The organism is Agromyces sp. CF514, from assembly GCF_900113185.1.
Taxonomy (GTDB): domain Bacteria; phylum Actinomycetota; class Actinomycetes; order Actinomycetales; family Microbacteriaceae; genus Agromyces.
The window spans coordinates 702,295-725,216 of record NZ_FOZD01000001.1 but is presented as its reverse complement, the minus strand read 5'-3'; the positions used below and the strand labels follow the sequence as shown (position 1 = coordinate 725,216).

Here is a 22,922-nt window from a genome sequence, read left to right as displayed (position 1 = left end):
TGCTCCTATTCGGTGAGGTGGTCGCTGCGTGTTCCGTGAGGGCTACTCGTTGACGAGGCTCGTGCCGCCCGAGAACTGCGAGAGCTCGAAGATCACGAACTCCGCGGGCTTCACGGGCGCGACGCCGATCTGGCAGACGACCTGGCCGGCGTCGATGACCTCGGCCGGGTTGGTCTCCTCGTCGCACTTGACGAAGAACGCCTGATCGGCGGTCGCCCCGAACAGGGCGCCCTTGCGCCACTCGTTCACGAGGAACGCCGAGATCGAGCGCCGCAGCTTGCCCCACAGCGCCTCGTCGTTCGGCTCGAACACCGCGAACTGGGTCGCGCCGAGGATCGACTTCTCGAGGTAGTTGAACAGGCGACGGATGTTGACGTACCGCCAGGCCGGATCGCTCGACAGCGTGCGAGCACCCCAGATGCGGAGTCCGCGGCCCGGGAAAGCCCGGATGGCGTTCACGCCGATCGGGTTCAGCAGCTCCTGCTCGGTGCGGGTCAGCTGCGTCGCGAGCTCGACGGCGCCGCGCACGACCTCGTTCGCGGGCGCCTTGTGCACGCCTCGCTCGGCGTCGTTGCGCGCCCACACGCCGGCCATGTGACCGGAGGGCGGCATGAACCGGTTCGTCGAGGTGACCGGGTCGAGCACCTTGATCCACGGGTAGTAGAGCGTCGCGAACTTGGAGTCGTAGCCCGCGCCCGTGCGACGCCACTCGCGCACCTCCTGCGCCGACAGCGCCGGCGGCGGATCGAGGATCGCCATGCGGTCGCCCATGAGCTCGCAGTGCGCGATGACCGCGAGCTGCACGGCCTTCACGATCTCGAGCGTGACCGCCCCCTGCTCGTACGCGGCCATGAGGTCGGGAACGGCCACCATGGTGACCTCCTCGATCTCCTCGAGGCCGCCGAATCCGGTGCGGTCGGCGGGGCTGCCGATGTAGTTCGCCGCCGAGATGCCGTCGAGCACGATCGGCTGCTCCTCGGGCTCCGGCACGACGAGCTCGAACGTGCCCGTGCGCGGCGTGACTCCGGCCGACGCCGGGTCGCGCTCCTCGACGGTCACGAGCTTGGAGTCGGCCGTGATCTTCGTGACCACGTATGCGGCACTGTCGGGCTTCGGCGAGACCTGCTCGTACGTCTCCGGCGAGCGCCCGTCGACCGTGATGACGACCTTGAAGGCGCCCTCCTCGGGCTCCTCGCCGCCCGGGTCGGCGATCTCGACCGAGATCGGCTTCGCGTTCGGCGACGCATTCTTCGCGGTGAAGACGTAGTTGCCGATCGCCGCGGTCTGCGGTCCGGTCGCGAGCGACTTCGGCTCGCCTCGCTTGCCACCGCCCTTGCCGCCGCCGCCACCGGCCGGCGACGTGCCGATGCGCACGACGTAGCAGTTGCCGCCGCCGTTGAGGAAGTACCCGTAGACCGAGTACGCGAGGTACGCCCCCGGATACAGTCCGCCGAAGGTGTCGACGAACTGGGTCCAGTTCGACACGAGCGTCGGGGCGTTCTCAGGGCCTTTCGGTGCCATGCCGACGAAGGCCGCGACCGCGGTTCCGACGCCCTCGATGGGCCTCGTCGCAGCCTCGATCTCCTGCACGTACACGCCTGGAGAGAGATAGGTGGGCATCGGATGCTCCTTCGCGGTTCGCAGCGGTTCGCATGCTCGCGATCAGGATCGAACGGATGCCGCGGGGCGGCGCTGTCCGCCGGGACGTGCGTGGGGGTAGCGAGGCGTGCGCGATCGGGCAGGCGTGTCGTCGATCACACCCCCCGTGCTGCGAAGATCGCCTCGATCTCCTGACGTTCGGTCGCACCGGCGCTCTGCACCGTGCCCGCATCCGGCTTCAGCGGATACGGCTTGCCGTCGGGATCCACCCTCGAGGATTGGTGCGCGTTCCAGTCCGCGGTGACGGCGCCGACCGTTCGATTCACGGCACCGGTCGAGAGCATCGAGAAGGCCTTCTTCGCATTCGCCACGTTCGCGGTCGACTTCGCCGCGCGCTCGGTCGAACCGCCGCCTGCGACGGTCTTGGCACCGCCGTAGAACCCCGCGATCAGACTGAGGTCGCGGTTCGGTCCGAAGTCCTTGTCAGCGCGGGCCGTGCGGTAGGTCAGCACGGTGGTCAGGCTGTCGTACTCGCCCTTCGTGAGGATCGGCACACCGGCGACCGAGAGCACCGCGTTCGCATACCCGCGCGGGATGACGTGCTCCGACCACAGCCCGGGTCGCGGCGACGGCTGCGAGCCGTGCGGCGCGACGTTGCCGACGTGCTTGTCCTGTTCGCCCGGTTTGACGCTCGACTGACCGACGGCGGTGGGGTTCACGGCACCCGAGACCGCCCAGAAGCCGTTCTGCACGATGAGTTCGAGCGAGGTCATGCGGTACCGGAGCTTGATCGCGCCGAGCAGCGGGCCGACGAGGGCTCGCAGCATCGGCCGGTCGGCGAGCCGGTTCACCACCTTCAATCCGGCAGCCACGCCCTTGTCGAGCCGCGCCTTCTTCTCGGCCTCGATCTGTTCGGGCGTCTTCTCCTTGATGCCGAGCTTCTTCTTGACCTTGCCCCAGGCCTCCTTGCCCTTGGCCTTGATCTTGGCGAGCGCCCTCTTGCCGAGCGCGATGGCCTTCTTGCCGAAGGCGATGGCCTTGCCGACGACCCAGTCGATGACCTTGTTGACCGGCTTCTGCACGGCCTCGATGATCTTCCTGATCTTGCCGCTGATGCCGCCGAGGCCGAGGAGCGAGGCCATGAAGCCGATGATGACCGGCACCATGCGGCCGAGCGTGTTCTCGATGTAGCCCGCGACCGCCCCCACGCCGCCCGAGGCGATGGACTCGACCGAGTCGAGGATCGAGTCGACGAACGCCTTGATCTGCTCGGCCTTCTCGACGAAGAACATGACGACGTCGTAGATCATCTTGCAGGCCTTCACGAACGCCGAAGCGGGGTTCAGCATCGAGACGAGCCAGACGATGCCGGCCTTGATGATCTCGACGGCGACCATCTCCTTGACCTGGTCCATGATCATCTCCTTGATGTCACCGACCTTCTCGAGGATCATGCGCCAGATACCGCCGAGCCCTTCCTTGATGATGAGCTTCACGACGTCGAAGCCCTGCTCGACGAGCTCGATCGCGCCGGGCGGCAGCTTCGCCGCGATGCGGGCGCGCACGTTCGCCCACGTGAGCCCGAGGATCGAGAGCACGAGCTTGAGGATCCCCTGCAGGTCGAACTTCGCCGGCAACTCGATGCCGGCCGCCGACAGCGCCCCGAAGAGCCACGTCTGCAGGCCGTTCTTCAGGTGGGTCGCGATGTTCGAACCGAACGCCATGATGCCGCTCTTCACGGCGTTCACGAGGTTGCCGAGGAACGCGATGGGGTCCTTGATGATCTTCTCGACGGCTCCGGCCGCACGGGCGAGCACGCCGAGCAGCATGGCCTTGAGCTTCAGGATGGTCTCGACCGCGCCGACGACCGCGTCCTTCGCCTTGTCGACGAGGCCCTTGTTGGCCTCCTGCATGGCCTTGATCTCGTCGTCGACGGCGGTGCGCGCCTCGACGTACTTGGTGGCGAGATCCTCGGCGAGCGCCTGCCCCTTCTCGTCGACGGAGGCCTCGAGCTCGTCGAACCGGCCGCCGACCTCCTTCGCGGCATCCGCCCCGACCTTCTGCAGCGAGGGCTTCAGGCTCTTCGTGTAGGCGTCGATCTTCGCCCTGCCCTCGGCGACCTTCGTCTTCGCGGCCGTGAGCTCGCCGCCGACGACGTCCGCGACGCGGTCGATGGTCTTCGACATCTCGCGCTCGTAGGTGGCGCGGGCGCGCTTGAAGATCTCGTCGACCTCCGGCTCGGGCCCGAGCAGCAGGTCGGCCGCCCAGCGCATGGCGCCGATGGTGTCGTACGAGTAGCGCTTGTCGCGGAACGCCTTCATCTCGCGCGTGTGCTGCTCGGTGAAGGCCTTCTTCGCCGCCCCTTCGCCCTCCTTGAACGCCTGGTCGACCTTCGCGTCGATGCCGTTCAGGATGCCGTCGACGGCCGTCTTGGTCTCGTCGAAGAGCCGCGTGACGTTGGCGGTCACGGCGGCTCGTTCCTGCTCGTCCTTGGTGCGGGCTCCCTGCTGCCCTCTGGCGGCCCCGCTTCGGCCCGCCGCTGCCGCCCCCGCCAGGCCCGCGGAGGTCACGGCACCGGCGCCCGCGGCATCCTGCTTCGCCTGCCCGAGCTTCTGCGCCTCGACGGCGCGCACCTGCGCGGGCGCTGCCGCCGAATGCGCCTCGGCCTCAGCCTTGGCGGTGAGCGCGCCGGTGAACTCCGGCTCGTTCGAGCGCCGGAGCTGGTCTTCGGTGACGCCTGCGTCGGCCATCTTGCGGTCGGTCTCGGCCGGGCCGTTGCGCAGGTCGGTCTGCTCCGGTGGCGCGCGCGACGGCGCAGCCTGGGCGGCGTCGATCCTCGTCGGCCCCGGAGGAGCCTCGTTCGGGAGCGGCGTGACCTGCTTCTCGACCGCGCGCGACGGGTCGGGCGGGCGATCGGATGCCTCGTTCATGGGCCGGGCGGCGGCCTGCGCGTTGCGCCCGGCGAGTCCGCGCACCTCTGCGCCGACCTGGTCGGCCTTGCCGGACTTGCCGAACTCGTCGGCGTCCTCGAGGGTCTTCGGCGACTGCTTGTCGATCGCGGCCTTCACGGCCGCGACGAAGGCGGCCTTGTCGAACCCTGCTGCGGGCACCGCACCCAGCGTCTCGGCCTTCGCGGCCTTGGCCTGCGCGTCGCGGTCGCCCGCGGGCGGCTGTGCGGCCTGCTGCGCCTCGGCCGCCTTCTTGACCGGCGACGGATGCTGCGCCGCGCGCCGGGTCGCCGACCGGATCGCGCCGTTCGCGAGTCGCAGTCCCGGATGCGCGGCCGGGTTCGGCGGCGGCGGCGCGACCGGCGGCGGCGGGATCGCCCCGCCGCGCACGAGGCGCTGCACGGGGTGCGCCTGCTCCGGCGGCGCGGCCAGCATCGCGGAGACTGCGGCGTTGCCCGCCGACGCCTGCAGACGCTGGAGCATCTGCGCCCGTGCGCCGCCCGATACCGTCCCGTCGTGGGCGGCGCGCGGAGCCGGCGCGCGCGCGTGATCCGCGCGCGCACGATCGGCACCGACGAGCGTCATGACTCCATTCCCCCTCGGCCGGCGCTCGCACGCGTCTCCTTCCGGGACCCCATCCGGGCAGCTCCGGATGCCCGATCGTGCACGGCGCCTTCCGGTCCGGCGCGCAGTGGGCCAGTCTGGAGGGGTGACCCCGGTCGCAGCGAAGCAGCCTGCCCCGGTTCGCGCGTCGAGCATGCGAGCCGTGCACGCCGCGCCTGTGCCCCGCCTCGCCTCGGCATCGGCGAGCACGGCGGGCCTGTCCCTCGACCTCGTCGCCCTGCAGCGCACCGCGGGCAACCGCGCCGTCAGCGCACTCGTCGAGCGGCAGCGGCACGCGCCGGCCACGGGACCGGCCGGGCGCGCACACGACGCGCGGCACGCGGCATCCGCGGTGGTGCAGCGCGTGCCCGTCACCGTGCCGACGAGGCAGGAGACGCTCTTCAACAACCGCCAGGCGTCGGCACCCGGGGTCGCGAGCGCACGCGTCTACGGCAGCGCGAGGGGCGCGAAGCTCGACATCGCTCGGAGCGGCGCCCCCGAGGTCGCGACGGTGACCGTGAAGATCCGGTTCGTCGATCAGGCTCGAACCCAGGTGCCCGGTCCCGGCGGCACCATGGTCAACGACACCGAACGGGTCGTGCCGGCGGGCGACGCACGACGGCAGTTCGCGATCAACACGTGCACGACCGCGCCGGGGCACTGGAACAACCGGGCCGTGCTCGTCGGCGACCGGGCGGCACCGAACTGGCTCGTGCGGCAGTTCAGCAGCGATCGAGGAGGGCCGGTCCGGCTGCCCCTGCGGTTCCGCGCCGAACCAGTGTGGGACCTCAGCGGCAAGGGCGTGCACCCGACCGTTCGGCTCTTCCCCCAGACGCAGGCGGCGGGCGGCAACGTGCACCCGATCGACGCGGGCAACTACTACATGAACGTCGCGAACTACGGGTCCGCGAACGCCGAGGCGATCTACGCGCACGAGTACGGCCACCTCATCGGCCTCTCCGACGAGTACTCGCAGTCGAATCCGCAGATGCACGCGCTCATGCACGAGATGGACCCGGCGACCTCGGCCGCCCGAGGTGCGGCCATGGACCGTGAGGCCGTGCGGCGCATGGTGCTCGCCGCGCTGATCCCGCAGCTGCACGGGCGCGTCGCCGGGGCCGCCGCCGAGATCTCGCAGCAGTTCCTGCGGGCGCAGGGGCCGGTGCGCACGGCGCTCGGCGCGAGCGTGCGCACGGCGATGGTCGAGCCCGCGACGGTCGCCGCACTGCAGGTCAGCGTGCCGCCCACGTCTGCGCGGCTCGCGGCCTACGTTCCGCGCGCGCTCGCGGCGGCGGCCAGGAACCCCGCGAACACCACGGCCCCGGCCGCGGCCGCGGTGTCGGCCCAGTTCGCGCCCGCGCCGATCGAATCGATGCTCCGCAGGCTCTACTGGTCGTCGCTGAACACCGCGGCGACCGGGGTGACGGATGTCGGCGGCAACCTCGGCATGCACATCAAGGTCGAGGGCAGCGCGGGCCTCACGGCCGACGGTCGCGCCACGGTCGGCGGCGCGACCGGACTCTGGGCGGGCGGTCCGGCCAACGCGGCCGATCTCACGGCCGTGGTCGACCAGGTGGCCGGGGCGTCGCGCACGGGCCGGGTGCCTCCGCTCCGCGCATCGGGTTCGATCCTGCGCGACCTGACCTCGCTGCCTGCCGGATGGGCGGCGCTCGCGGGCGGCGCGCCCGCCTCGATGTCGGTCGCGACGGTCGGCAACGACGTGCGGCAGTCGCTCGCGAGCGCGTTCCTGGCCCGCGTCGGGCCGATCCTCGCTGGCACTGCGGCACCGACCACGACCGGCAGGCTCGGCACGTTCGTCGCCGGCGTGAACGGGGCGGCGAGCACCGCCGCGACCGCGGCGAGCACGAACGCGGTGCGCACGTTCCTCACGTCGGAGATCGAGCCGGTCGTCACGAGGTCGACGAACTCGTTGATGGCCGCCATCGGCACCGAGGTCACGCGCATCATGGGCACGCCGGCCGAGCAACTCGCGATCGCGGCACCTCGCGACCCGGCGATCGCCTCGATCGCGTCGGCGATGTCGACCAGGCTGAAGGCGTCGGCCGCGGTCGCGACGGTCGCCCAGGTCGTCACCGGAGGCACCGGGGTGAATCCGGGCACGGCGGCCCCCGCGCAGGAGGTCACCTACAACACGGTGAACATGATGAGCGATAACACCGACATCTTCCGGGCCGACCAGTTCGCCGACATCGCGACCGCGTTCAACGGGTCGGGCCTGAAGCGCAGCCGGGAGAGCGACTTCCGCATCGAGATGGGAGCGGCGTGAGCGCCGTCAGAGGGTCGCGACTGCTCCTCGCGCGCGTGCGCGGCCCCGAGAACGACCTCGCCTTCGCGGTGACGGATGCCGCGTGCTGGGTCGCGGTGCTCACGCGGCCGGGGGCGGCGGGCGACCCCGTCGGCGTGTTCCGGGCGGAATGCTCTGCGGCCGAGGCGGATGCCGCGTGGTCGGCGGCGACCGCCGCCCTCGACGCGTCGACGGCCGGCGTGGGCGGCGACACCGGCTGGTTGCTCGACCTCGACGGACACGCGGACGACGTGCCGCACACGATCGCCGTCGAGGCCGGTCTCGACGCCGCGGTCGACCCGCTCATCACGCGTGCGTTGGACTCCCCGGTGGGCGCGGTGCGGCTCGAGGTGCACGTGGTCGACGTTCCCGGCATGGGCGCGATGCTCGGATGCACGCTCGCGACGATCGGCGCCGAGCCGGTCGTCCTGCTGCTCGACGCCGAGCGGTTCGCGGTAACCCTCGACACCGGCGATGCCGTGACGCTCGCGCCGCCCTCGCTCGGTCTCGTCGACGGCGACGGCTCGTTCCGCGACGGCATCCGGGCGACCGCCGAGCTGCCCGCGGGCAGCCGGGCGAGCTGCTCGTTCCCGCTCGCCGCGCTGACCGCGGCGGGCGTACCCGACGCGAACGCGATCGCCGCGGCATCCCTCTCGGGGTGGCTGGCGTTGGTGGGTCCATGGGCCGGCGGCCCGATGGAACGATTCGTGCTGCGGGCCCCGGCGCAGATCGTGCCGTCGTCGGCGCTCGGCTGACGCGCGCCGCGCGGCCGCCGACGCGGAGCATCCCGAGACGCCGGAGCGTTCAGAGCGAGCGCTCAGCCCGGCGCTTCCTCCTCCTCTTCCGGCGCCTCCTCGCGCTGCACGAAGCTGCCCTGCACGGGCGCCTCCTCCTCTTCGCCCTCGGCGTGCCGCTGCACGGGCGCAGGCTCGCTCATGACGCGGGTCGCGTTGTCGGAGGCCGCGCGCTCGAACCGGTCGGCCGGGTCGCTGATGCGGACCCCGCCGGCGCTCGGCGTGCCGTCGACGGGCCCGGAGCGCTGCTGCACGACGTGCGTGAGCTCGTGCGCGAGGGTCGTCTGCCCGGCGAGCGATCCGGGATCGTACGCGTCGCGCTGGAACACCACGTTGCTGCCGACCGTGTACGCGTTCGCGCCGACCGACTTCGCCGACTCGTGGGCCGCGCCGTCCGTGTGCACGCGCACGTCGCCGAAGTCGGCGCCGATCCTGGACTCCATGTCGGTGCGGACTGCGGGTTCGAGCGGCGCACCGCCGCCCGACACGACGTCGAGCACGGGCGAGCGCTGCTCCTCGACCATCTCGGCGACGGCGCCGTTGCCGGCCTCCCGCTGCAGCCGAAGCATGCCCGCCGGTCCGATCACGTCGGCACGCCGCTCGGCGAGGCCCGCCGTCCGCACGGCGGCGTCGCGCGCCGCATCCGTCGTCCGGCGCGCGAGGTCGAACTCCGCGCCGTCGTAGTCATGTGCATGCATGGTGCACCTCCATGATCGCCCGATCCCATTCCACCGCCGTGAGGCGCTCGCGGCACGAACTCTGCCCGATCGGGCATCCGGCCCGTCGCGATCGAGCGCACGGCCGCCCCGAGCGGATGCCGCGCATCGTCGCCCCGCCACCGGCATCCCCACCCCTGGTCATCGCCCGGCCACCAGCGCCCAGTAAGGCCCGAACTCGCGCTCGACGAGCAGGCGCCCGAGCTTGCGGTACTCGCGGTGCACCGCGAGCACGAGGTGGTGCATGCGCACGATGCCGTCGTCGGCCGCCGCGAGGTAGGCCGCGGTGACCGCCGCCGAGCGGATCGCCCCGCCCGCGAGCTCGAACGCGTCGCCGAGGAACACGAGGTCGAGGTCGTCGCCGCGCCGCAGCCGCGAGCCGAGGCTGCGATCCCACAGGCGCGTGCGGTGCGCGGCATCCGGCATCGGGAAGTCGACGATCACGTCGAGCCGACGCGTGAACGCCTCGTCGATGTTCGCCCGCAGGTTCGTCGCGAGGATCGCGAGCCCGTCGAAGGTCTCCATGCGCTGCAGCAGGTAGGCGCTCTCGACGTTCGCGTACCGGTCGTGCGCGTCCTTCACGTCGCTGCGCTTGCCGAAGACCGCGTCGGCCTCGTCGAAGAGCAGCACCGCGTTCGTTCCGGCCGCGGCGACGAAGATGCGCTCGAGGTTCTTCTCGGTCTCGCCGATGTACTTGTCGACCACCGACGACAGGTCGATGACGTAGAGGTCGAGGCCGAGCTCACCCGCGACGACCTCGGCCGACATGGTCTTGCCGGTTCCCGAGTCGCCCGCGAACAGGCCGACGACGCCGTGCCCGCGCCCGCCGCCCGGCCGCATGCCCCAGTCGCCGAGCACCTGCTCGCGGTGACGGGCGCGCACCTCGATCTCCTGCAGGGCATCCATGGTCGCGGCCGGCAGCACGAGGTCGGCCCAGCCGACGCGCGGGGTCACCCGGCGTGCGAGCCGGTCCAGCGCCGACGCGTTCTCGGCTCTCGCGCCCGCAGCGAGGTCGGCGACCGTGAGCTCGCCGGTCGCCGACAACGAGGCCTGCGTGCGGGCCGTCGCCGACGCGCGCAGCACCTGCTCGGGGCGCAGGCGGAACTGCGCGGTCGCCGACGCGACGTCGAGGCCCTCGGCCGCCCGCCCGAGTGCGTGGGCCCAGAGCGCCGTGCGCTCCTCGGTCGTCGACGCCTCGACGTCGTCCATGGCGGGCAGCTCGCGGAACCACCCCGGATCCCAGGTCGGCTCGCCCACGAGCACGGTCGGCCGCGGCGAATCCGCGAGCACCTCGATGAGCGCGGTCGGGGTCTCGAGCGTCACGGGCGACGCGACGACGCCCCTGCCGGTGAGCCGGGCCTCGCGCACCGCGAGCCGCGCGAGGCCCGCGGCATCCGGCTCCCGACCGAGTCTCGCCAGGTCGACCTGCACGGTGCCGAGACCGTTCGCGCGCAGGGCGCGCCTGGCGATCGCCTCACCCGAGCCGGTCGCGGTCTCGCGCAGGTACATGAGCCGGATGCCGCCGGCCAGCGCATTGCGCAGGCGACGGTCGTCTCCCCACTCGATGTCCTCAGCCTCGACGAGCACCCCGTCGAGCGACCGGTCCGGCGTGTCGTCCCCGAGCAGGTGCCCGACGACCCGGTCGGGAACCCGGACCGCGCGCCCCGGCAGCGGCCGATCCTCGTCCTCGACCAGCACGAGCCCCCCGGCCACGAGCGGACCCGTGAGCAGGCGGGCCCGGTCGGCCGCGTTCGTGAGCGGAACGCCGCACAGTTCGAGCGCGACGGTGACCGACGGCCGGCGCCGGCCGACGTCGTCGTTGAGGTAGCCGAAGAACCGCTCGAACCGGGGGTCCAGGTCTGCGGCGAGCGCGATCACGAGCAGGTCGACGTCGATCGGTGCGAGGCCGAACTCGTCGGCCAGGCGGCGCAGGCGCACGGGGTGGCCCGCGGCCTCGGCCATGTCCGCGGCCTGCTCGCACGCGGCCAGCCGGGACGAGGCATCCGACCAGTCCGGAATCCCCGGTGCGCCCTCGAGCATCCGATCGATGAGTTCGTCGCTGAGGTAGAGCCCGCGGAACGGGTCGTCCGGCTGCGGGTCGACCGACCTCCTCGCCGCGACCAACCGCCGGATGCGGTCCTCGATCGCCCCGAGGCGCCCGAGCAGGTGCGCGAGGCCCGGGTCCTGCGTCATGTCAGCCCTCGTCTTTGGCCGGCTGGAACCTGGCATCTTCGCTCCCGAATCCCATCGCCTCGAAGCCGGCACTCACGCCCGAGGTGACGGGCGGACCGACGTGGTACGAGATCGCACGGCTCAGCGGCGCCGTGACGACGACGTCGAGCGACGGCTTCAGCTCGCCGCCGAGCGAGGACCAGACGTCGGCGAACGCGCGATCCTCGGGGGGCGGCTGCGCGATCGTGATCGAGCACGGCAGGCCGGTCTCGGCGAGCGTGTCGACCACGAACGCGTCGGGGATCGCGTCGAACCGCAGGAAGCACCGCAGCAGCGCGTCGAGCAGTCGGTGCTCGTCGTCGGGTCGCTGCGTCCACGCCGTCACGAGGTACGACAGCTTGAAGTACCGCGGCGCGGGCTCGCGCGACACGACGATGCCGTGCTCGTCGCGCTTCTCGACGAACCCGAACTCGCGACGGCGCACATCCTCGCGGATGTCGTAGAGGAACAGGTCGACCGTCGGCGCGTTGCGCCTCGCCGCCCAGTCCTTCGTCGGCGCGTCGAGCGCGATGTCGATGTCGGCGGCGATGCCCTCCGACGCCTTCACGAGCGCGCGCAGCGCCTCGTCGATCTCGCCGATCATCCGCCCCTCCCGACCAGGTCCGGGCCCATCGCCGAACGCGGCACCACGAGCAGCGCATTGCTCGTCGGCACGTCTGCGAACAGGCCGTCCTCGCTGTGCATCACCAACTGCTGCTCACCGACGCCCTGCCATCGCAGGACGACGAGCGACCAGCGCCCCTCGGTCGGGTTCGCCGGGTTCGGCCACTGCGTACCGACCGTCGGCGACGCGCCCTCCCAGCGCAGCGTGATGCGCGCGTTCGGCGGCAGGAAGGCGCCGAACGCCTCGATGCCGTCGCCGGGGGTCGCGACCGACTGCGAGAACAGCAGGTTCGGCTGAAGCACCGTGAACGGCTCGCGGTCCTGGCCGATCCACGACGGCGGCAGGGTGCCGTCGACCGGCTCGGGTTGGGGCTCGGGGCCGGGCGTCGGCGTCGGCGTGGACGTCGGTTCGGGCGGGCAGACCTGCGACTGGTTCTCGCAGACGCAGACGCCGTCCGCATTGATGTAGCAGCCGTCCGGAGGCCACGTCGGCGGGTCGGGATCCGGGTCGGGCACCGTCGGCGGCGGAAGCGGCTTCGCCGGCGGCGGGTCGAACGACAGGCTCACCCCGTCGACCGCGAGGTCGTCGGTGCGCGGTGCCTGGATGGGGTTGGGAGGCAGCGTCGGCGGCGGCATCGCGAAGGTCAGCCTCACCACGGCGGATGCCCCGGGCTCGTCGAGTCCCTTCACGGTGCATGTCGTGCCCGCGAACGTCGCGCAACCCGTCTGCGTGGTGCGCGTGAGGTATCCGGCCCACTCGAAGTCGAGTCCGATCACGAGCCCGTCGAGCTTCGCGCCCGGATTCTCGCGCGTGACGGTGGTCGTGACGACGAGCTGCTCGCCTCCCGTGTACCCGGGGTCGTGGTCGAGCGTCAGGTCGAGGCCGATCGTCGGCCTGATCGCCTCGACGGGCTCCTCGTCGGCGCCGATCCACTCGGGCGGCAGCGGATACTCCGTGCCCGCCTTGTCGCTCGCGACCGCGATGAGCTCCACCCCGGTGACGGAGATCTGCCCGCTGCCCTTCCCGTCCGGGGCGACGCGGAACCGCATGGTGACCACCGCCGCACCGGAGCCGCCGAGCACCGGTTCGACGACGCAGTCCGGAGCGGCACCGAGGCATCCGTCCACCGACACGGGCACGAGGAAGCCCGGCACGTCCACGCTGATCCGCACCCGATAGTGATCGATGCGCTCGCCCAGCAGGTCGTCGGCGGTGAGCTGGATCTGCGCGACGACGATCGGCCCGCCGTCCCAGCTCAGCTGGGGGCTCACATCCAGGGCGACATCGATCCGGGGCGCGCGCACCTCGTAGTCCTCGCTGTCAGACCCCACCCATGCGGTCGGCAGTTCCGAGTAGTCGTTCGGCACGCCATTGCGCAGGAACTCGGCCGTCGCGCTCACCGTTGCGGGACCGACATCCGCGTCGGGCATCGTGAATCGGAGGCGGATGACCCGCTGATCGCCCTCGGCTTCCAGCCCCGTGATCGTGCACACCGAGTCGACATAGCTGTCGCACCCCTCGACGCCGGGCGGGTCGGCGAGCCCGAGGAGTTCCGTCCAGTCGAGTCGCAGCCCGACGAACGGGCTGTCGGCGCTCACCTTCATGCCGCGCGCATAGGTCACCGTGACCTCCACCATCAGGTCCGGTCCGGCGGGCCAGCCGAACTCCCGGTCGAGCGCGACATCGACGGTGAAGTTCTCGAAGTCGACGACGTACCGGATCGCCTGCGGCACGATCCACTCGACCGGCAGCGGACGGTTCTCGGTGGCGCCGAAGGACTGCCGGACCTCGACGCCCTCTGCGCCGATCATCCCCTCGCCGATCTCCTCGCCGGGCGACGCGAAGCGCAGGGTCACCGTCTGCGATGATCCCGGTTCGTCCAGCCCCGTGAGCAGGCAGGTCTGCTCGACCGGATCCCAGCCGTTGCATCCCTCTGGACTGCCGGACGGATGGATGAATGCCGGCCACGTGGGCCGGAACTCGACCTCCGCATCGAACGCGAGGGACACGTCGGGGTCGTGGGAGATCCGATACGTGGCCACGACCCCTGGGCTGCCCGGCCAGCCGACATCCGTATCGAGGTCGACGGTGATCGGGAACACGTCGCGGGCAACGCTGAAGGACGCCGTGTCGGACATCACCCACGCGACGGGAATCGGCACGGCACCGCTGGGAAGCGGCGCCGCGAGCGGCACGGCCGCCGTCCCCACGTCGGAGCCCCGTGCAGCTGCGAACGACGCGCCCCGTGCGCCGGAACCTGAGCCGATCCCGCGCGTCCTGAACAACGCGGTGTCGACCGCCGGCGCCGGCGCGATCGCGATCGCCGGCCCCTCGAAGGGTGGGTAGTACCAGCCGTTCGGGCCTGCCGCGATCGCGAACTCGCCATCGGACTGCTTGCTCGGGATGCTCCCCGGTGCAGCGAACTCGATCATGAAGCTCGCGAAGATCGCCGTCCCGTCGGACACGGTGATCGTGCAGAGTCCGGCAGCGCTGAAGCCGCCGTTGCAGTTCTCACGGGCGCCCGCATCGTCGACGACGGTGAACCCCGGAGGCCAGGTGAGCTGCAGGTCGAGCTCGTAATCGGGTGTGTCCGCCCCCTCCTGCAGCTCGGCGTCCAGCGCGCCCTCGACCTCCCGCACGAGGTAGTAGACGGCCACATGTCCGCCGACGCCCTCGAACGGCACCTGCGGCAGCACCGAGACGCGGAAGGCAGCGAGGCTGACCGGAGCGAACGCGCTGTGCTGGCTGGACTCGGAGATCACGTCCCAGCCAGGCGGGTCGCCGCCCGGTTCGATGACGAGCGCTTCGGTGCGGATCGTGAACTGCCCGGTGCGCGCGACGACGCCCGTCCGGCCGACGAACGAGAGCTCGAAGGTCGCGGTCCCACCGGGGCTCCCCGCTCCCGCGGTGTAGCAGACGTCGCCACTGGCCTCGGGAACGGCGGCCGGATCCTCGGTGTACCAGGACTCCTCGTCGCCCCAAGCGACGCATCCGGTCGGCGCGTTCGAGCTCGACGTCGACGGCTCGAGGATGGATCCGGGCCAGCTCACCGAGACCCCGACGAGGGCCCGAGCACCGTAGTCCACGGCCCCGGCATTCGTCACCTCGACCGTGATCCGCATCGCATCGCCCGGGGCCACGGTCGCCTCCGTCGCGGATACCGAGACCGTGAACTCCGCATCCACCGGGGCAGCGGACGCGCGGGCCGCCGGAAGCACCGGCATCACCGCGGCAGACACGCCGAGCACCGCGGCGAGCGTCATGGCGACGCTCACCCAGGCGATCCGGTTCCGGCTCGTCACGGTCCTCCTCCGACGTCCTCCACGATCGGTCCCACGCCGCCGCGCGACGGACAGATGCCGGGCACCCTTCCGCGCACCGGCGGATGCCCCGACGGGCACCCGGCGGACGGCGGCCGCGCGGCGGGGCGCCCGCCCGCGCCATCCGATCAGATGAGTCCCTCGCGCACCGCGTAGGCGACCGCGTGCGACCGGTTGCGCAGCTGCAGCCGGGTCGTGACGTCGTGCAGCACGTTCTTGACGGTGCGTTCCGAGTAGCAGAGCTCCTTGGCGATCTGCGCGGTGTCCCAGCCCTCGGCGACGAGCCTCAGCACCTCGACCTCGCGCGAGGCGAGCCCGCTGAAGGTGATGCCGCGCGGGTCGAGTACGGTGCGCTGCAGTCGCCCGACCTGGTCGAGGAGGCGCCCGAGCAGGTCGGGCGGAACCGTTCCCTCGCCGGCGGCGGCCGCCGTGATCGCCGACAACAGCCGGTCGGTCGTGGCCTCGGACCTGCGCAGCAGCCCCACGACGCCGCACTCGACCGCGTCGACGAGCACCCGGTCGTCGAGTTGCGACGCGACCAGGATGACGCGCGCCTCGCCGTTGCGGCGCAGGAACCGCAGGCTGTTCATCGTCTCGTCGTCGAACACGTCGACGACCACGATGACGACCTCGGGCGCCTCCGGGTCGTCCGGTCCGACGACGCGCACCTCGGGCCGAGGCCTGAGCGCGCTCGTGACGCCCGCCTCGGAGATCGGGTCTCGTGCGTACACCCGCACGGTGGTTCTGGTCATGATTCCCCCTGTGTCCATCGGTGCAGCGGCGTCAGTGCGGTGATGCAGTGGCGCTGGGGGAATACGAACAGGATGCCGCGGCCTCCTCTTCGCGCACTCAACAACCGCTCAACGGGCAACTCCGGCTGCGCGACCGGCTGACCGCGGAGCCCTGTCCCGCACCGCCGCCACGCCCGTACGGTGACGCCATGGCTACCAGTGCGACCATCGCCCCGGCCGCCCTGTCCCTCGATCCGGGCACGGCGGCGACGCTCAGCGTCAGCGTGCTGAACGACACGCTGCTCGTCGAGTCGTTCGAGCTCGCCGCCGTCGGCGAGGCCGCCGCGTGGACGCGCATCGAGCCGGCCACGCTCACCATCTACCCCGGCCAGACCGAGCAGGCGACGGTCACGGTGCTCGCACCGCGCCTTCCGGACTCGGCGGTCGGCCAGGTGGCGCTGGGCATCCGGGCGCGCGCGGTCGAGCAGCCCGACGTGCAGGTGGTCGCCGAGGCGATGCTCACGGTGAACCCGTTCGCCGAGACCGAGGCCGAGCTGATCCCCCGGATCGCGCACGGTCGCGGACGCAAGCGCGTGCGCGTGGCGATCGACAACCGGGGCAACGTTCCCCTGGTCGCGGCGATCGCCGGGCAGAGCGACGATCGCCTGGGGCTCTCCACGCCGACGCCGGACGTCTCGGTCGATCCCGGACACACCGAGTTCGTCGACGTCGACCTGCGCCCGACCAAGCGCGTCTGGCGCGGCGACCCGGTGACGCACCAGTACAGCGTCGCGGTCGCCCCCGAGGGCGCCGACCAGCCGTTCGTGCTGCCCGGCAGCTACGTGCAGGAGCGCGTGTTCCCGAAGTGGTTGTGGAAGCTGCTGCTCGCGCTGCTCCTCCTCCTGCTCCTGCTCCTCGCACTGTGGTTCTTCGTGCTGAAGCCCACGATCGAGTCGGCCGCGCGCGACGCGGTCGAGGAGCCGCTCGCGCAGGCGAACGAGAAGGCCGACTCCGCATCGGAGCAGGCCGGCTCGGCGGCCGAGCAGGCGGATTCGGCTGCACAGACCGCGAACGAGGCGCTCGAGGCGGTCGGCAAGACGCCGGCACCGGTCACGCCCGTGTCGAAGACGACAAGCGTCGACATCCGATTCGAGCTCACCGCCACGACCGCGCAGGGCGAGGTCGAGAGCGACCGGTGGGTGGTGCCGGCGAAGTCGGTGCTGCGCATCACCGACATCGTGATCAGCAATCCGAGCGGCGACTTCGGCGTCATGACCCTCGAGAACGCGGACATCGCGGCCCCGATCTTCACGACGGGGCTCGAGAACTTCCGCGACATCGACTTCCACTGGGTGACCGCCGTCGAACTCGCGGCCGACGACGAGCTGTTCGCAACCCTCACCTGCTCGAAGGTCGCCCCGCCCGTGACCGGTCCGGCGCGCGGTGCGTGCGAGGCGTCGGTGCTCATCACGGGCCGTGTCGTCACGACGGGCTGACGATGCCGACCGGACCAGCACTGCGCGCCGGCGACATGGCGACGTGCGCCCTGTCCGACGGCCCGAAGCCGCACGTCGGCGGTCCGATCACGCCAGCCGCCGCCGTCATGACCGTGCTCATCGCGAACATGCCCGCGGCCGTCGCCAATGGCATGCCCGGCGGCATCGTGTGCGTCTCACCCGCACCGAACGGCATCGCCCAGGGCAGCCTCACGGTACTGATCGGCGGGTTCCCGGCCGCACGCGTCGCCGACCTCAGCCTGCACGGCCAACCGATCGTGCCGGGCCCCGGGGCGCCGACCGTCATCATCGGCGGGTGACCGGCGACAGATCGGTGCCCGAGACCGCCCGGCGCCAGGGGATCAGAGGTTCGAGATCTCCCCGCTCGTTGCGGCTGCACCGAGCATCAGCGCGATGAAGCCGAAGTAGAGCGCCAGGCCGGCGACGATGAGTCCGGTCATCACGTATCCGAAGATGAGGCCGATCAATGCGGCGGCTCCACCCTGATCACCCCGCTCGCGGATCTGCCGGCGGGCGATGTGTCCGCAGATGATCGCGGCGACCGAGGCGAGCAGGCCGAACATCATGCTGCCGAGCCCGAGGCCGAGCGCCACCCAGGCGAGCACGTTCTGCGGTGCCGTCACGGGCGGCACCCACGAGACGGGCGATCCGTGACCCGCGGCAACGTCCGTCGTGCCATACGACGGCGGGCCGTACGACGGAGCGCCATAAGACGGAGCGCCGTACGCGGGCGCATTGGGAACGGGCTGGGGCGTGGGGGCGTCCATCGGGCTCGATTCGGGGTCGTCGGTCCGGTCGGCCGCCATGCTACTGGCACGAACAGCACCGACGACACTCGGGTCGGCCCTGCCGGTTGTGCTGATCAGGTTCGAGTCAGCCGAGATCGGCGGCTGCGAGCCCCCACACCCCGAACGCGGGTCCGTCGGCTGTGAGGGAGACGGCGCCGTCGGAGGCCGCGAGCCCGGCGTCGCCGAAGAGCACGGTCGCCGCGACGACCGCGGAGGCTCCCCCGACCAGTGCGGCTGCATCGAAGGAGAGCTCGGCCGCGGCCCGTGCCGCGAAGACCAGCACGGTGGCATCGGCGGATTCGCGCACGAACGCCAGCGCGTCGTCGCCGACCGCGAGCCAGCGGATGCCGCCGGTCGCGAGCACCGGGTGCTCGCGCCGCAGCCGCAGCAGCGTTCGATAGGTCTCGAGCACGGGTGCGACCCCGGGCGAGGTCTCGGTGCCCCACGGCATGGGCGTGCGCGAGGCCTCGCCGTCTTCGCCCGTGAGGCCGAACTCGTCGCCGGCCCACACCACGGGGATGCCCGGCAGCGTCACGGCGAGCCCCAGCCCGACCGGCACCGTTCCGGGTCGGGCGTTCGTCGCGAAGCGCGGGGTGTCGTGCGTGTCGAGCGCGTTCATCGTCGCGGTGCGCGTGCGCCACGGGAACTCGGCAGCGAACCGCCGGTGCGTCGCCACGAACTCGCCGCCGGTGAAGGTCGGCACGCGCCCGAGCGCGAACCCGATGCCGCCGCCGCCCGGGCTACCGGGTTCGAGCAGCCAGCTCCACAGGGGCCGGGTGAAGGGCGTGTACGTCATCGCGCCGTGCCACGCATCGCCTTGGAAGTCGGATGCCGCGTCGTTCGTCGACTCCCCGAGGAGGATCGTGTCGGGGTTCACGTCGAGCATCGTGCGGCGGATCGTCTGCCGCACCTCGGCGTTCAGGTCGACGTCGCCGAGCCGGCCGGTCATGTTCGCGACGTCGATGCGCCACCCGTCGAGCCCGAACGGCGCCTGCAGGTACTTGGCCACGACCGAGTCGGGCCCGTCGATGAACCTCCGGCGGAGCTCGGTCGAGCTCCAGTCGAACTTGGGCAGGCTCGGCACGCCGAGCCACGACTCGTAGCCCGCATCGGCGCCATCGCCGTCGAAGAAGTAGAAGGAGCGCTCGTGCGCCGTGTCGTCGGCCTGCGCGCGACGGAACCACTCGTGCGCGTCGCCCGAGTGGTTCGACGTGAGGTCGCCGATCACCCGGATGCCGCGCGCGTGCGCCGCAGCGACGAGTCGCACGAGCGCCTCGTCGCCGCCGAGCAGTTCGTCGACGTGGTCGAAGGTCGACGCGTCGTAGCGGTGGTTGGAGCGCGCGGGGAACACGGGCGTGAGGTAGAGCAGGTTCACGCCGAGCGACTCGAGGTGGTCGAGGTGCTCGCGCACGCCGTCGAGGTCGCCGCCGTAGAACTGTCCCGACCGGTAGGGCGGGTCGAGCCGCTGCGGGTCGCCCCACTCGGCTGGGAACGCCCAGTCGGGCGCGGGCCGGTCGGCGGCGCCCGCCGAACGGGCGAACCGGTCGGGGAACACCTGGTAGAGCACGCTCGACGCGGCCCACTCGGGTGCGGCCGCGTGGGCGACGAGCTTGAAGTCGTCGCGATCGCGGGTCTCGGTGCCGAAGAACCCGAGCTGGTTCAGCCAGTGCTGCCGTCCGTCGTCGCCGACGAGCAGCCACCGGTAGCCGTGCACCGGGTTCTCGACCTCGACCTCGGCCTCCCACCACCGCCACCCGTCGAGCGTCTCGATGACGGATGCCTCGCTGAACCTCGGCTCGCGGTTCGGGTTCGACCGGGTGCCGACCCACGCGAGTCCGCCGAGCGGCGAGCCGTCGGCGGCCGCGGCGGCCGCGGGCACCCGCAGTCGCACGCGCACGACGTCGCCGAGCGCCGGCGTCTGCGTCGAGACGTGCATGGGCGACCCGTCGTGGTGCGGGTGCAGCGGACTCGGCTCGGCGCTCATGCGCTCACCTTTCCATCTCCGTGTGACATCGGCATGAACGCCGCCTCGCGGCATCCGCTCGCCCGAGGTCCTACTTGACCGCGCCCGCCGTCAGCCCGCCCACGATGTACTTCTGCAGGAAGAGGAAGAGGGCGACCACCGGCAGCGCCGCGATGACCGCGCCGGCCGAGAACGCGCTCCAGTCCGCGTAGCGCGGGTTGGAGACGAGCTTCGTGAGGCCGACCGCGAGGGTCTGCTTCTCGGTGTCGATGAGCAGCACGGATGCCACGACGAACTCGTTCACCGAGGCGATGAACGACAGCAGCGCGACGACCGCCAGGATCGGGGCCACGAGCCGCAGCACGATCGTGAAGAAGATGCGGGCGTGCCCGGCGCCGTCGATCTTGGCCGCCTCGTCGATCGACTGCGGGATCGTGTTGAAGAACCCGTACATGAGGTAGGTGTTCACGCCGAGCGCACCGCCGAGGTACACCATGATCAGGCCGATGTGCGTGTTCAGGCCGATCGCCGGGAAGAGGTCGCCGATCGCGCTCATGAGCAGGAAGATCGCGACGACCGCGAGCAGCTGCGGGAACATCTGCACCACGACGATGCCGATGAGGCCGAACCGTCGCCCCGTGAACCGCATGCGCGAGAACGAGTAGGCCGCGAGCGCGCCGAGGAACACCGTGAGCAGTGCGGTGACGCCCGAGATCATCAGCGTGTTGCCGAGCCAGGTCGTGAACGGCACCTGCGGATCGGTGAGGATCCGCACGTAGCTGTCGAGGCCGATCTTCGAGAACAGCGCGTTCGAGCCGGTCAGCGTGCCGTTCGGGTTGAGCGACGACGAGATCACGAACACGATCGGGAACAGCGAGAAGACCAGCATCACGACGCCGACGATGTGGCGCCAGCCGGTGGCGCGGAACCAGCGGCCGAAGTTGAACGGGCGCTTGGGCATCTCGCGCACGGGCGCGGCGTCGCCGAGGCTGGCGTGCGCACGCGTCGAGTCGTCGAACTCCTCGAGCTCGCCGACGACGAGGCCGGCCTGCGTGCCGGGAACGGGCTTGCGGGCCATCAGTTCAGCTCCTCGAGGGACTTGGTTCGGCGGAACGCGATGATCGAGATCACGGCCACGATGAGGAAGATCAGGATCGAGTAGGCGCTCGCGAGCCCGTAGTCACGGGTCTGCCCGGTGAACGCGACCTTGTAGACCATCGAGATCAGGATGTCGGTGAAGCCGACCGGGATCGGCGCGTTGGAGTCGCGCGGTCCTCCGTCGGTGAGCATGTAGATCACGTTGAAGTTGTTGAAGTTGAACGCGAACGACGCGATGAGCAGCGGTGCGACGCTCACGAGCAGCAGCGGCAGCTTGATCAGTCGGAAGATCGCCCACGGCTTCGCGCCGTCGACCGTCGCGGCCTCCTGCAGCTCTTCGGGGATCGACTGCAGCGCGCCCATGCACACGAGGAACATGTACGGGAACCCGAGCCAGAGGTTCACGATGAGCACCGAGACCTTGGCGAGCCATGGATCGGTGAGCCATGGCACGGATGCCCCGCCGAGCAGCACCTGGTTGATGAACCCGAAGCTCTCGTTCATCATGCCGGCCCACACGAGCGCAGACAGGAACGACGGGATGGCGTACGGGAGGATGATCAGCACCCGGTAGAACTTGCGGCCGCGCATGCGCATGTCGTTGAAGACGATGGCGAGGAACAGGCCGAGGAAGAACGTCGACGCGACCGAGATGAGCGCGAACGCGAAGGTCCAGAGCGTGACATAGACGAGCGGGCCCGCGAGGCGTTCGTCGGTGACGGCGCGCACGAAGTTGTCGAAGCCGATGACGATCTGCCATCCGGGCAGCAGTTCCTCGCCGTCGGGCGAGGTGAACGCTCCCGTTCCGATGTCGGTGTAGACCGTGCCGGTCTCGAGGTCGGTCATGGTGCCGGCGGCCTCGTCGTACTCGAGGGTCGAGACGTAGAGGTAGGCGCTCGAGCCGTCGGGCGTGCGCACGGCGCCGTCGTTCGGGTCCTCGGAGAACGGCACCGCGAGTTCGGTGATCTCGTCGGTGCGGGCGAGCACCTCGGCGAAGCTGAGGGTGGTCCAGCCGTCGGCGGAGACCGCCTTCGAGCCGTCGAAGTCGGCCGAGACGGGTTCGAGCGGGGTCTCGGCGGTGCCGACGAGCGCGTCGCCGTCGGGGTCGGTCAACAGCAGTCCGAGCTCGCCGGCGCGGTCGACGACCGTGACCGGATAGCTCGGCGAGTCCTCGACGCGCTCGAGCGACGAGGCCATGAGCGAGGAGACGGCCTGCTCCTTCGAGCCGTTGTGGCCCGTGCCGTAGTTCGTGAAGGCGATGTAGCCCGTGTAGACGAGCACGAACACCTGGAAGACCACGAGGAAGATCACGCCGGGCGTGAGGTACTTCGCGGGCAGCTTGCGCCGCGAGAAGTAGATCCAGTTGACGACGATCGCGACGATCGCGACGATCGCCGCGACGAGCCACTGGTCGGCGCCGACGAGGATGATGACGCCGAAGATCGCGAGCGCGTCGACGATGCCGAGACCCAGCAGCTTCACGAGCAGCACCTTGACCCCGACGGATGCCGCGTCGGCGATGCCTGCGGCCTGTCGCTGTCGTCGCGTGGGCGGCTTGCCGCCCGTTGCGCCCGTGTTGGGCTCGCCGGCCTTGGCCGGGTCGTCGATCGTGGTGCTCATGCTGCTCTTCCCTGTTCGTCGTCTGGGGATCCGAACGTCGGTCGAGTAGCGAAGCGTATCGAGACCCGCGCAAGGCCGGTCTCG

Annotated in this window: 15 protein-coding genes; 4 read left to right on the top strand and 11 right to left on the bottom strand. The window is 71.2% G+C overall.

Features of this window, described 5'->3' with window-relative positions; genetic code table 11:
- Positions 1–42: 42 nt before the first annotated feature.
- Positions 43–1,620: a phage tail sheath family protein gene (locus BM342_RS03175; RefSeq protein WP_092964054.1), complete on the bottom strand. Its 1,578-nt coding sequence runs from the start codon at positions 1,618–1,620 to the stop codon at positions 43–45.
- Between the two features lie 134 nt (positions 1,621–1,754).
- Complete coding sequence (locus tag BM342_RS03170; protein ID WP_143109740.1) at positions 1,755–5,030, bottom strand: phage tail protein; 3,276 nt, start codon at positions 5,028–5,030, stop codon at positions 1,755–1,757.
- 283 nt (positions 5,031–5,313) lie between these two features.
- Here BM342_RS03170 and BM342_RS03165 point away from each other — a divergent pair, with 283 nt between their 5' ends.
- Complete coding sequence (locus tag BM342_RS03165; RefSeq protein ID WP_143109739.1) at positions 5,314–7,437, top strand: hypothetical protein; 2,124 nt, start codon at positions 5,314–5,316, stop codon at positions 7,435–7,437.
- Positions 7,434–8,210 carry a hypothetical protein gene (locus BM342_RS03160; protein WP_092964051.1) on the top strand — a complete coding sequence of 259 codons (777 nt, stop codon included), beginning with the start codon at positions 7,434–7,436 and terminating at the stop codon, positions 8,208–8,210. Before BM342_RS03165 ends, BM342_RS03160 begins: the two co-directional genes overlap by 4 nt.
- A 62-nt stretch (positions 8,211–8,272) precedes the next feature.
- Here BM342_RS03160 and BM342_RS03155 read toward each other — a convergent pair whose 3' ends face one another.
- From BM342_RS03155 to BM342_RS03135, 5 genes are all read right to left on the bottom strand, one after another.
- Positions 8,273–8,947: an eCIS core domain-containing protein gene (locus BM342_RS03155; RefSeq protein WP_092964050.1), complete on the bottom strand. Its 675-nt coding sequence runs from the start codon at positions 8,945–8,947 to the stop codon at positions 8,273–8,275.
- A gap of 159 nt (positions 8,948–9,106) precedes the next feature.
- The gene (locus BM342_RS03150; RefSeq protein WP_092964049.1) at positions 9,107–11,158 is read right to left on the bottom strand and encodes an ATP-binding protein; all 2,052 of its coding nucleotides are present in this window, start codon (positions 11,156–11,158) and stop codon (positions 9,107–9,109) included.
- Position 11,159: 1 nt separating this feature from the next.
- Positions 11,160–11,780 (bottom strand): Pvc16 family protein, encoded by a 621-nt coding sequence (locus BM342_RS03145; protein WP_092964048.1) that lies wholly within the window; start codon positions 11,778–11,780, stop codon positions 11,160–11,162.
- Positions 11,777–15,103 (bottom strand): hypothetical protein, encoded by a 3,327-nt coding sequence (locus BM342_RS03140; RefSeq protein WP_092964047.1) that lies wholly within the window; start codon positions 15,101–15,103, stop codon positions 11,777–11,779. Before BM342_RS03140 ends, BM342_RS03145 begins: the two co-directional genes overlap by 4 nt.
- A gap of 146 nt (positions 15,104–15,249) precedes the next feature.
- Positions 15,250–15,873: a response regulator transcription factor gene (locus BM342_RS03135; RefSeq protein ID WP_092964046.1), complete on the bottom strand. Its 624-nt coding sequence runs from the start codon at positions 15,871–15,873 to the stop codon at positions 15,250–15,252.
- 188 nt (positions 15,874–16,061) lie between these two features.
- Here BM342_RS03135 and BM342_RS03130 point away from each other — a divergent pair, with 188 nt between their 5' ends.
- Together BM342_RS03130 and BM342_RS03125 are read left to right on the top strand one after the other, a co-directional pair.
- Positions 16,062–17,348 (top strand): COG1470 family protein, encoded by a 1,287-nt coding sequence (locus BM342_RS03130; RefSeq protein WP_092964045.1) that lies wholly within the window; start codon positions 16,062–16,064, stop codon positions 17,346–17,348.
- Between the two features lie 2 nt (positions 17,349–17,350).
- A complete protein-coding gene (locus tag BM342_RS03125; RefSeq protein ID WP_092964044.1) occupies positions 17,351–17,668 on the top strand; it encodes a PAAR domain-containing protein in 318 nt (105 codons plus the stop codon).
- Between the two features lie 42 nt (positions 17,669–17,710).
- On the opposite strand, the gene BM342_RS19770 is transcribed toward BM342_RS03125, so the two are convergent.
- From BM342_RS19770 to BM342_RS03105, 4 genes are all read right to left on the bottom strand, one after another.
- Positions 17,711–17,992, bottom strand: a complete 282-nt coding sequence (locus tag BM342_RS19770) for a DUF4190 domain-containing protein (RefSeq protein WP_177232038.1) — start codon at positions 17,990–17,992, stop codon at positions 17,711–17,713.
- Positions 17,993–18,242: 250 nt separating this feature from the next.
- A complete protein-coding gene (locus tag BM342_RS03115; RefSeq protein WP_092964042.1) occupies positions 18,243–20,141 on the bottom strand; it encodes a glycoside hydrolase family 13 protein in 1,899 nt (632 codons plus the stop codon).
- Positions 20,142–20,211: 70 nt separating this feature from the next.
- On the bottom strand, positions 20,212–21,081 hold the full coding sequence (locus tag BM342_RS03110; RefSeq protein ID WP_092966441.1) for a sugar ABC transporter permease: 870 nt from the start codon (positions 21,079–21,081) through the stop codon (positions 20,212–20,214).
- A 116-nt stretch (positions 21,082–21,197) separates the two neighbouring features.
- Positions 21,198–22,838 (bottom strand): ABC transporter permease subunit, encoded by a 1,641-nt coding sequence (locus BM342_RS03105; protein WP_092964041.1) that lies wholly within the window; start codon positions 22,836–22,838, stop codon positions 21,198–21,200.
- Positions 22,839–22,922: the final 84 nt, after the last annotated feature.

Bases quoted from the DNA above. Each gene is read 5' to 3' on its own strand.
- BM342_RS03135 (WP_092964046.1), bottom strand. From the start codon at position 15,873: ATGACCAGAACCACCGTGCGGGTGTACGCACGAGACCCGATCTCCGAG.
- BM342_RS03115 (WP_092964042.1), bottom strand. From the start codon at position 20,141: ATGAGCGCCGAGCCGAGTCCGCTGCACCCGCACCACGACGGGTCGCCC.
- BM342_RS03170 (WP_143109740.1), bottom strand. From the start codon at position 5,030: ATGCTCCAGCGTCTGCAGGCGTCGGCGGGCAACGCCGCAGTCTCCGCG.
- BM342_RS03105 (WP_092964041.1), bottom strand. From the start codon at position 22,838: ATGAGCACCACGATCGACGACCCGGCCAAGGCCGGCGAGCCCAACACG.
- BM342_RS03175 (WP_092964054.1), bottom strand. From the start codon at position 1,620: ATGCCCACCTATCTCTCTCCAGGCGTGTACGTGCAGGAGATCGAGGCT.
- BM342_RS03125 (WP_092964044.1), top strand. From the start codon at position 17,351: ATGCCGACCGGACCAGCACTGCGCGCCGGCGACATGGCGACGTGCGCC.
- BM342_RS03110 (WP_092966441.1), bottom strand. From the start codon at position 21,081: ATGCCCAAGCGCCCGTTCAACTTCGGCCGCTGGTTCCGCGCCACCGGC.
- BM342_RS03145 (WP_092964048.1), bottom strand. From the start codon at position 11,780: ATGATCGGCGAGATCGACGAGGCGCTGCGCGCGCTCGTGAAGGCGTCG.
- BM342_RS03150 (WP_092964049.1), bottom strand. From the start codon at position 11,158: ATGACGCAGGACCCGGGCCTCGCGCACCTGCTCGGGCGCCTCGGGGCG.
- BM342_RS03130 (WP_092964045.1), top strand. From the start codon at position 16,062: ATGGCTACCAGTGCGACCATCGCCCCGGCCGCCCTGTCCCTCGATCCG.
- BM342_RS03155 (WP_092964050.1), bottom strand. From the start codon at position 8,947: ATGCATGCACATGACTACGACGGCGCGGAGTTCGACCTCGCGCGCCGG.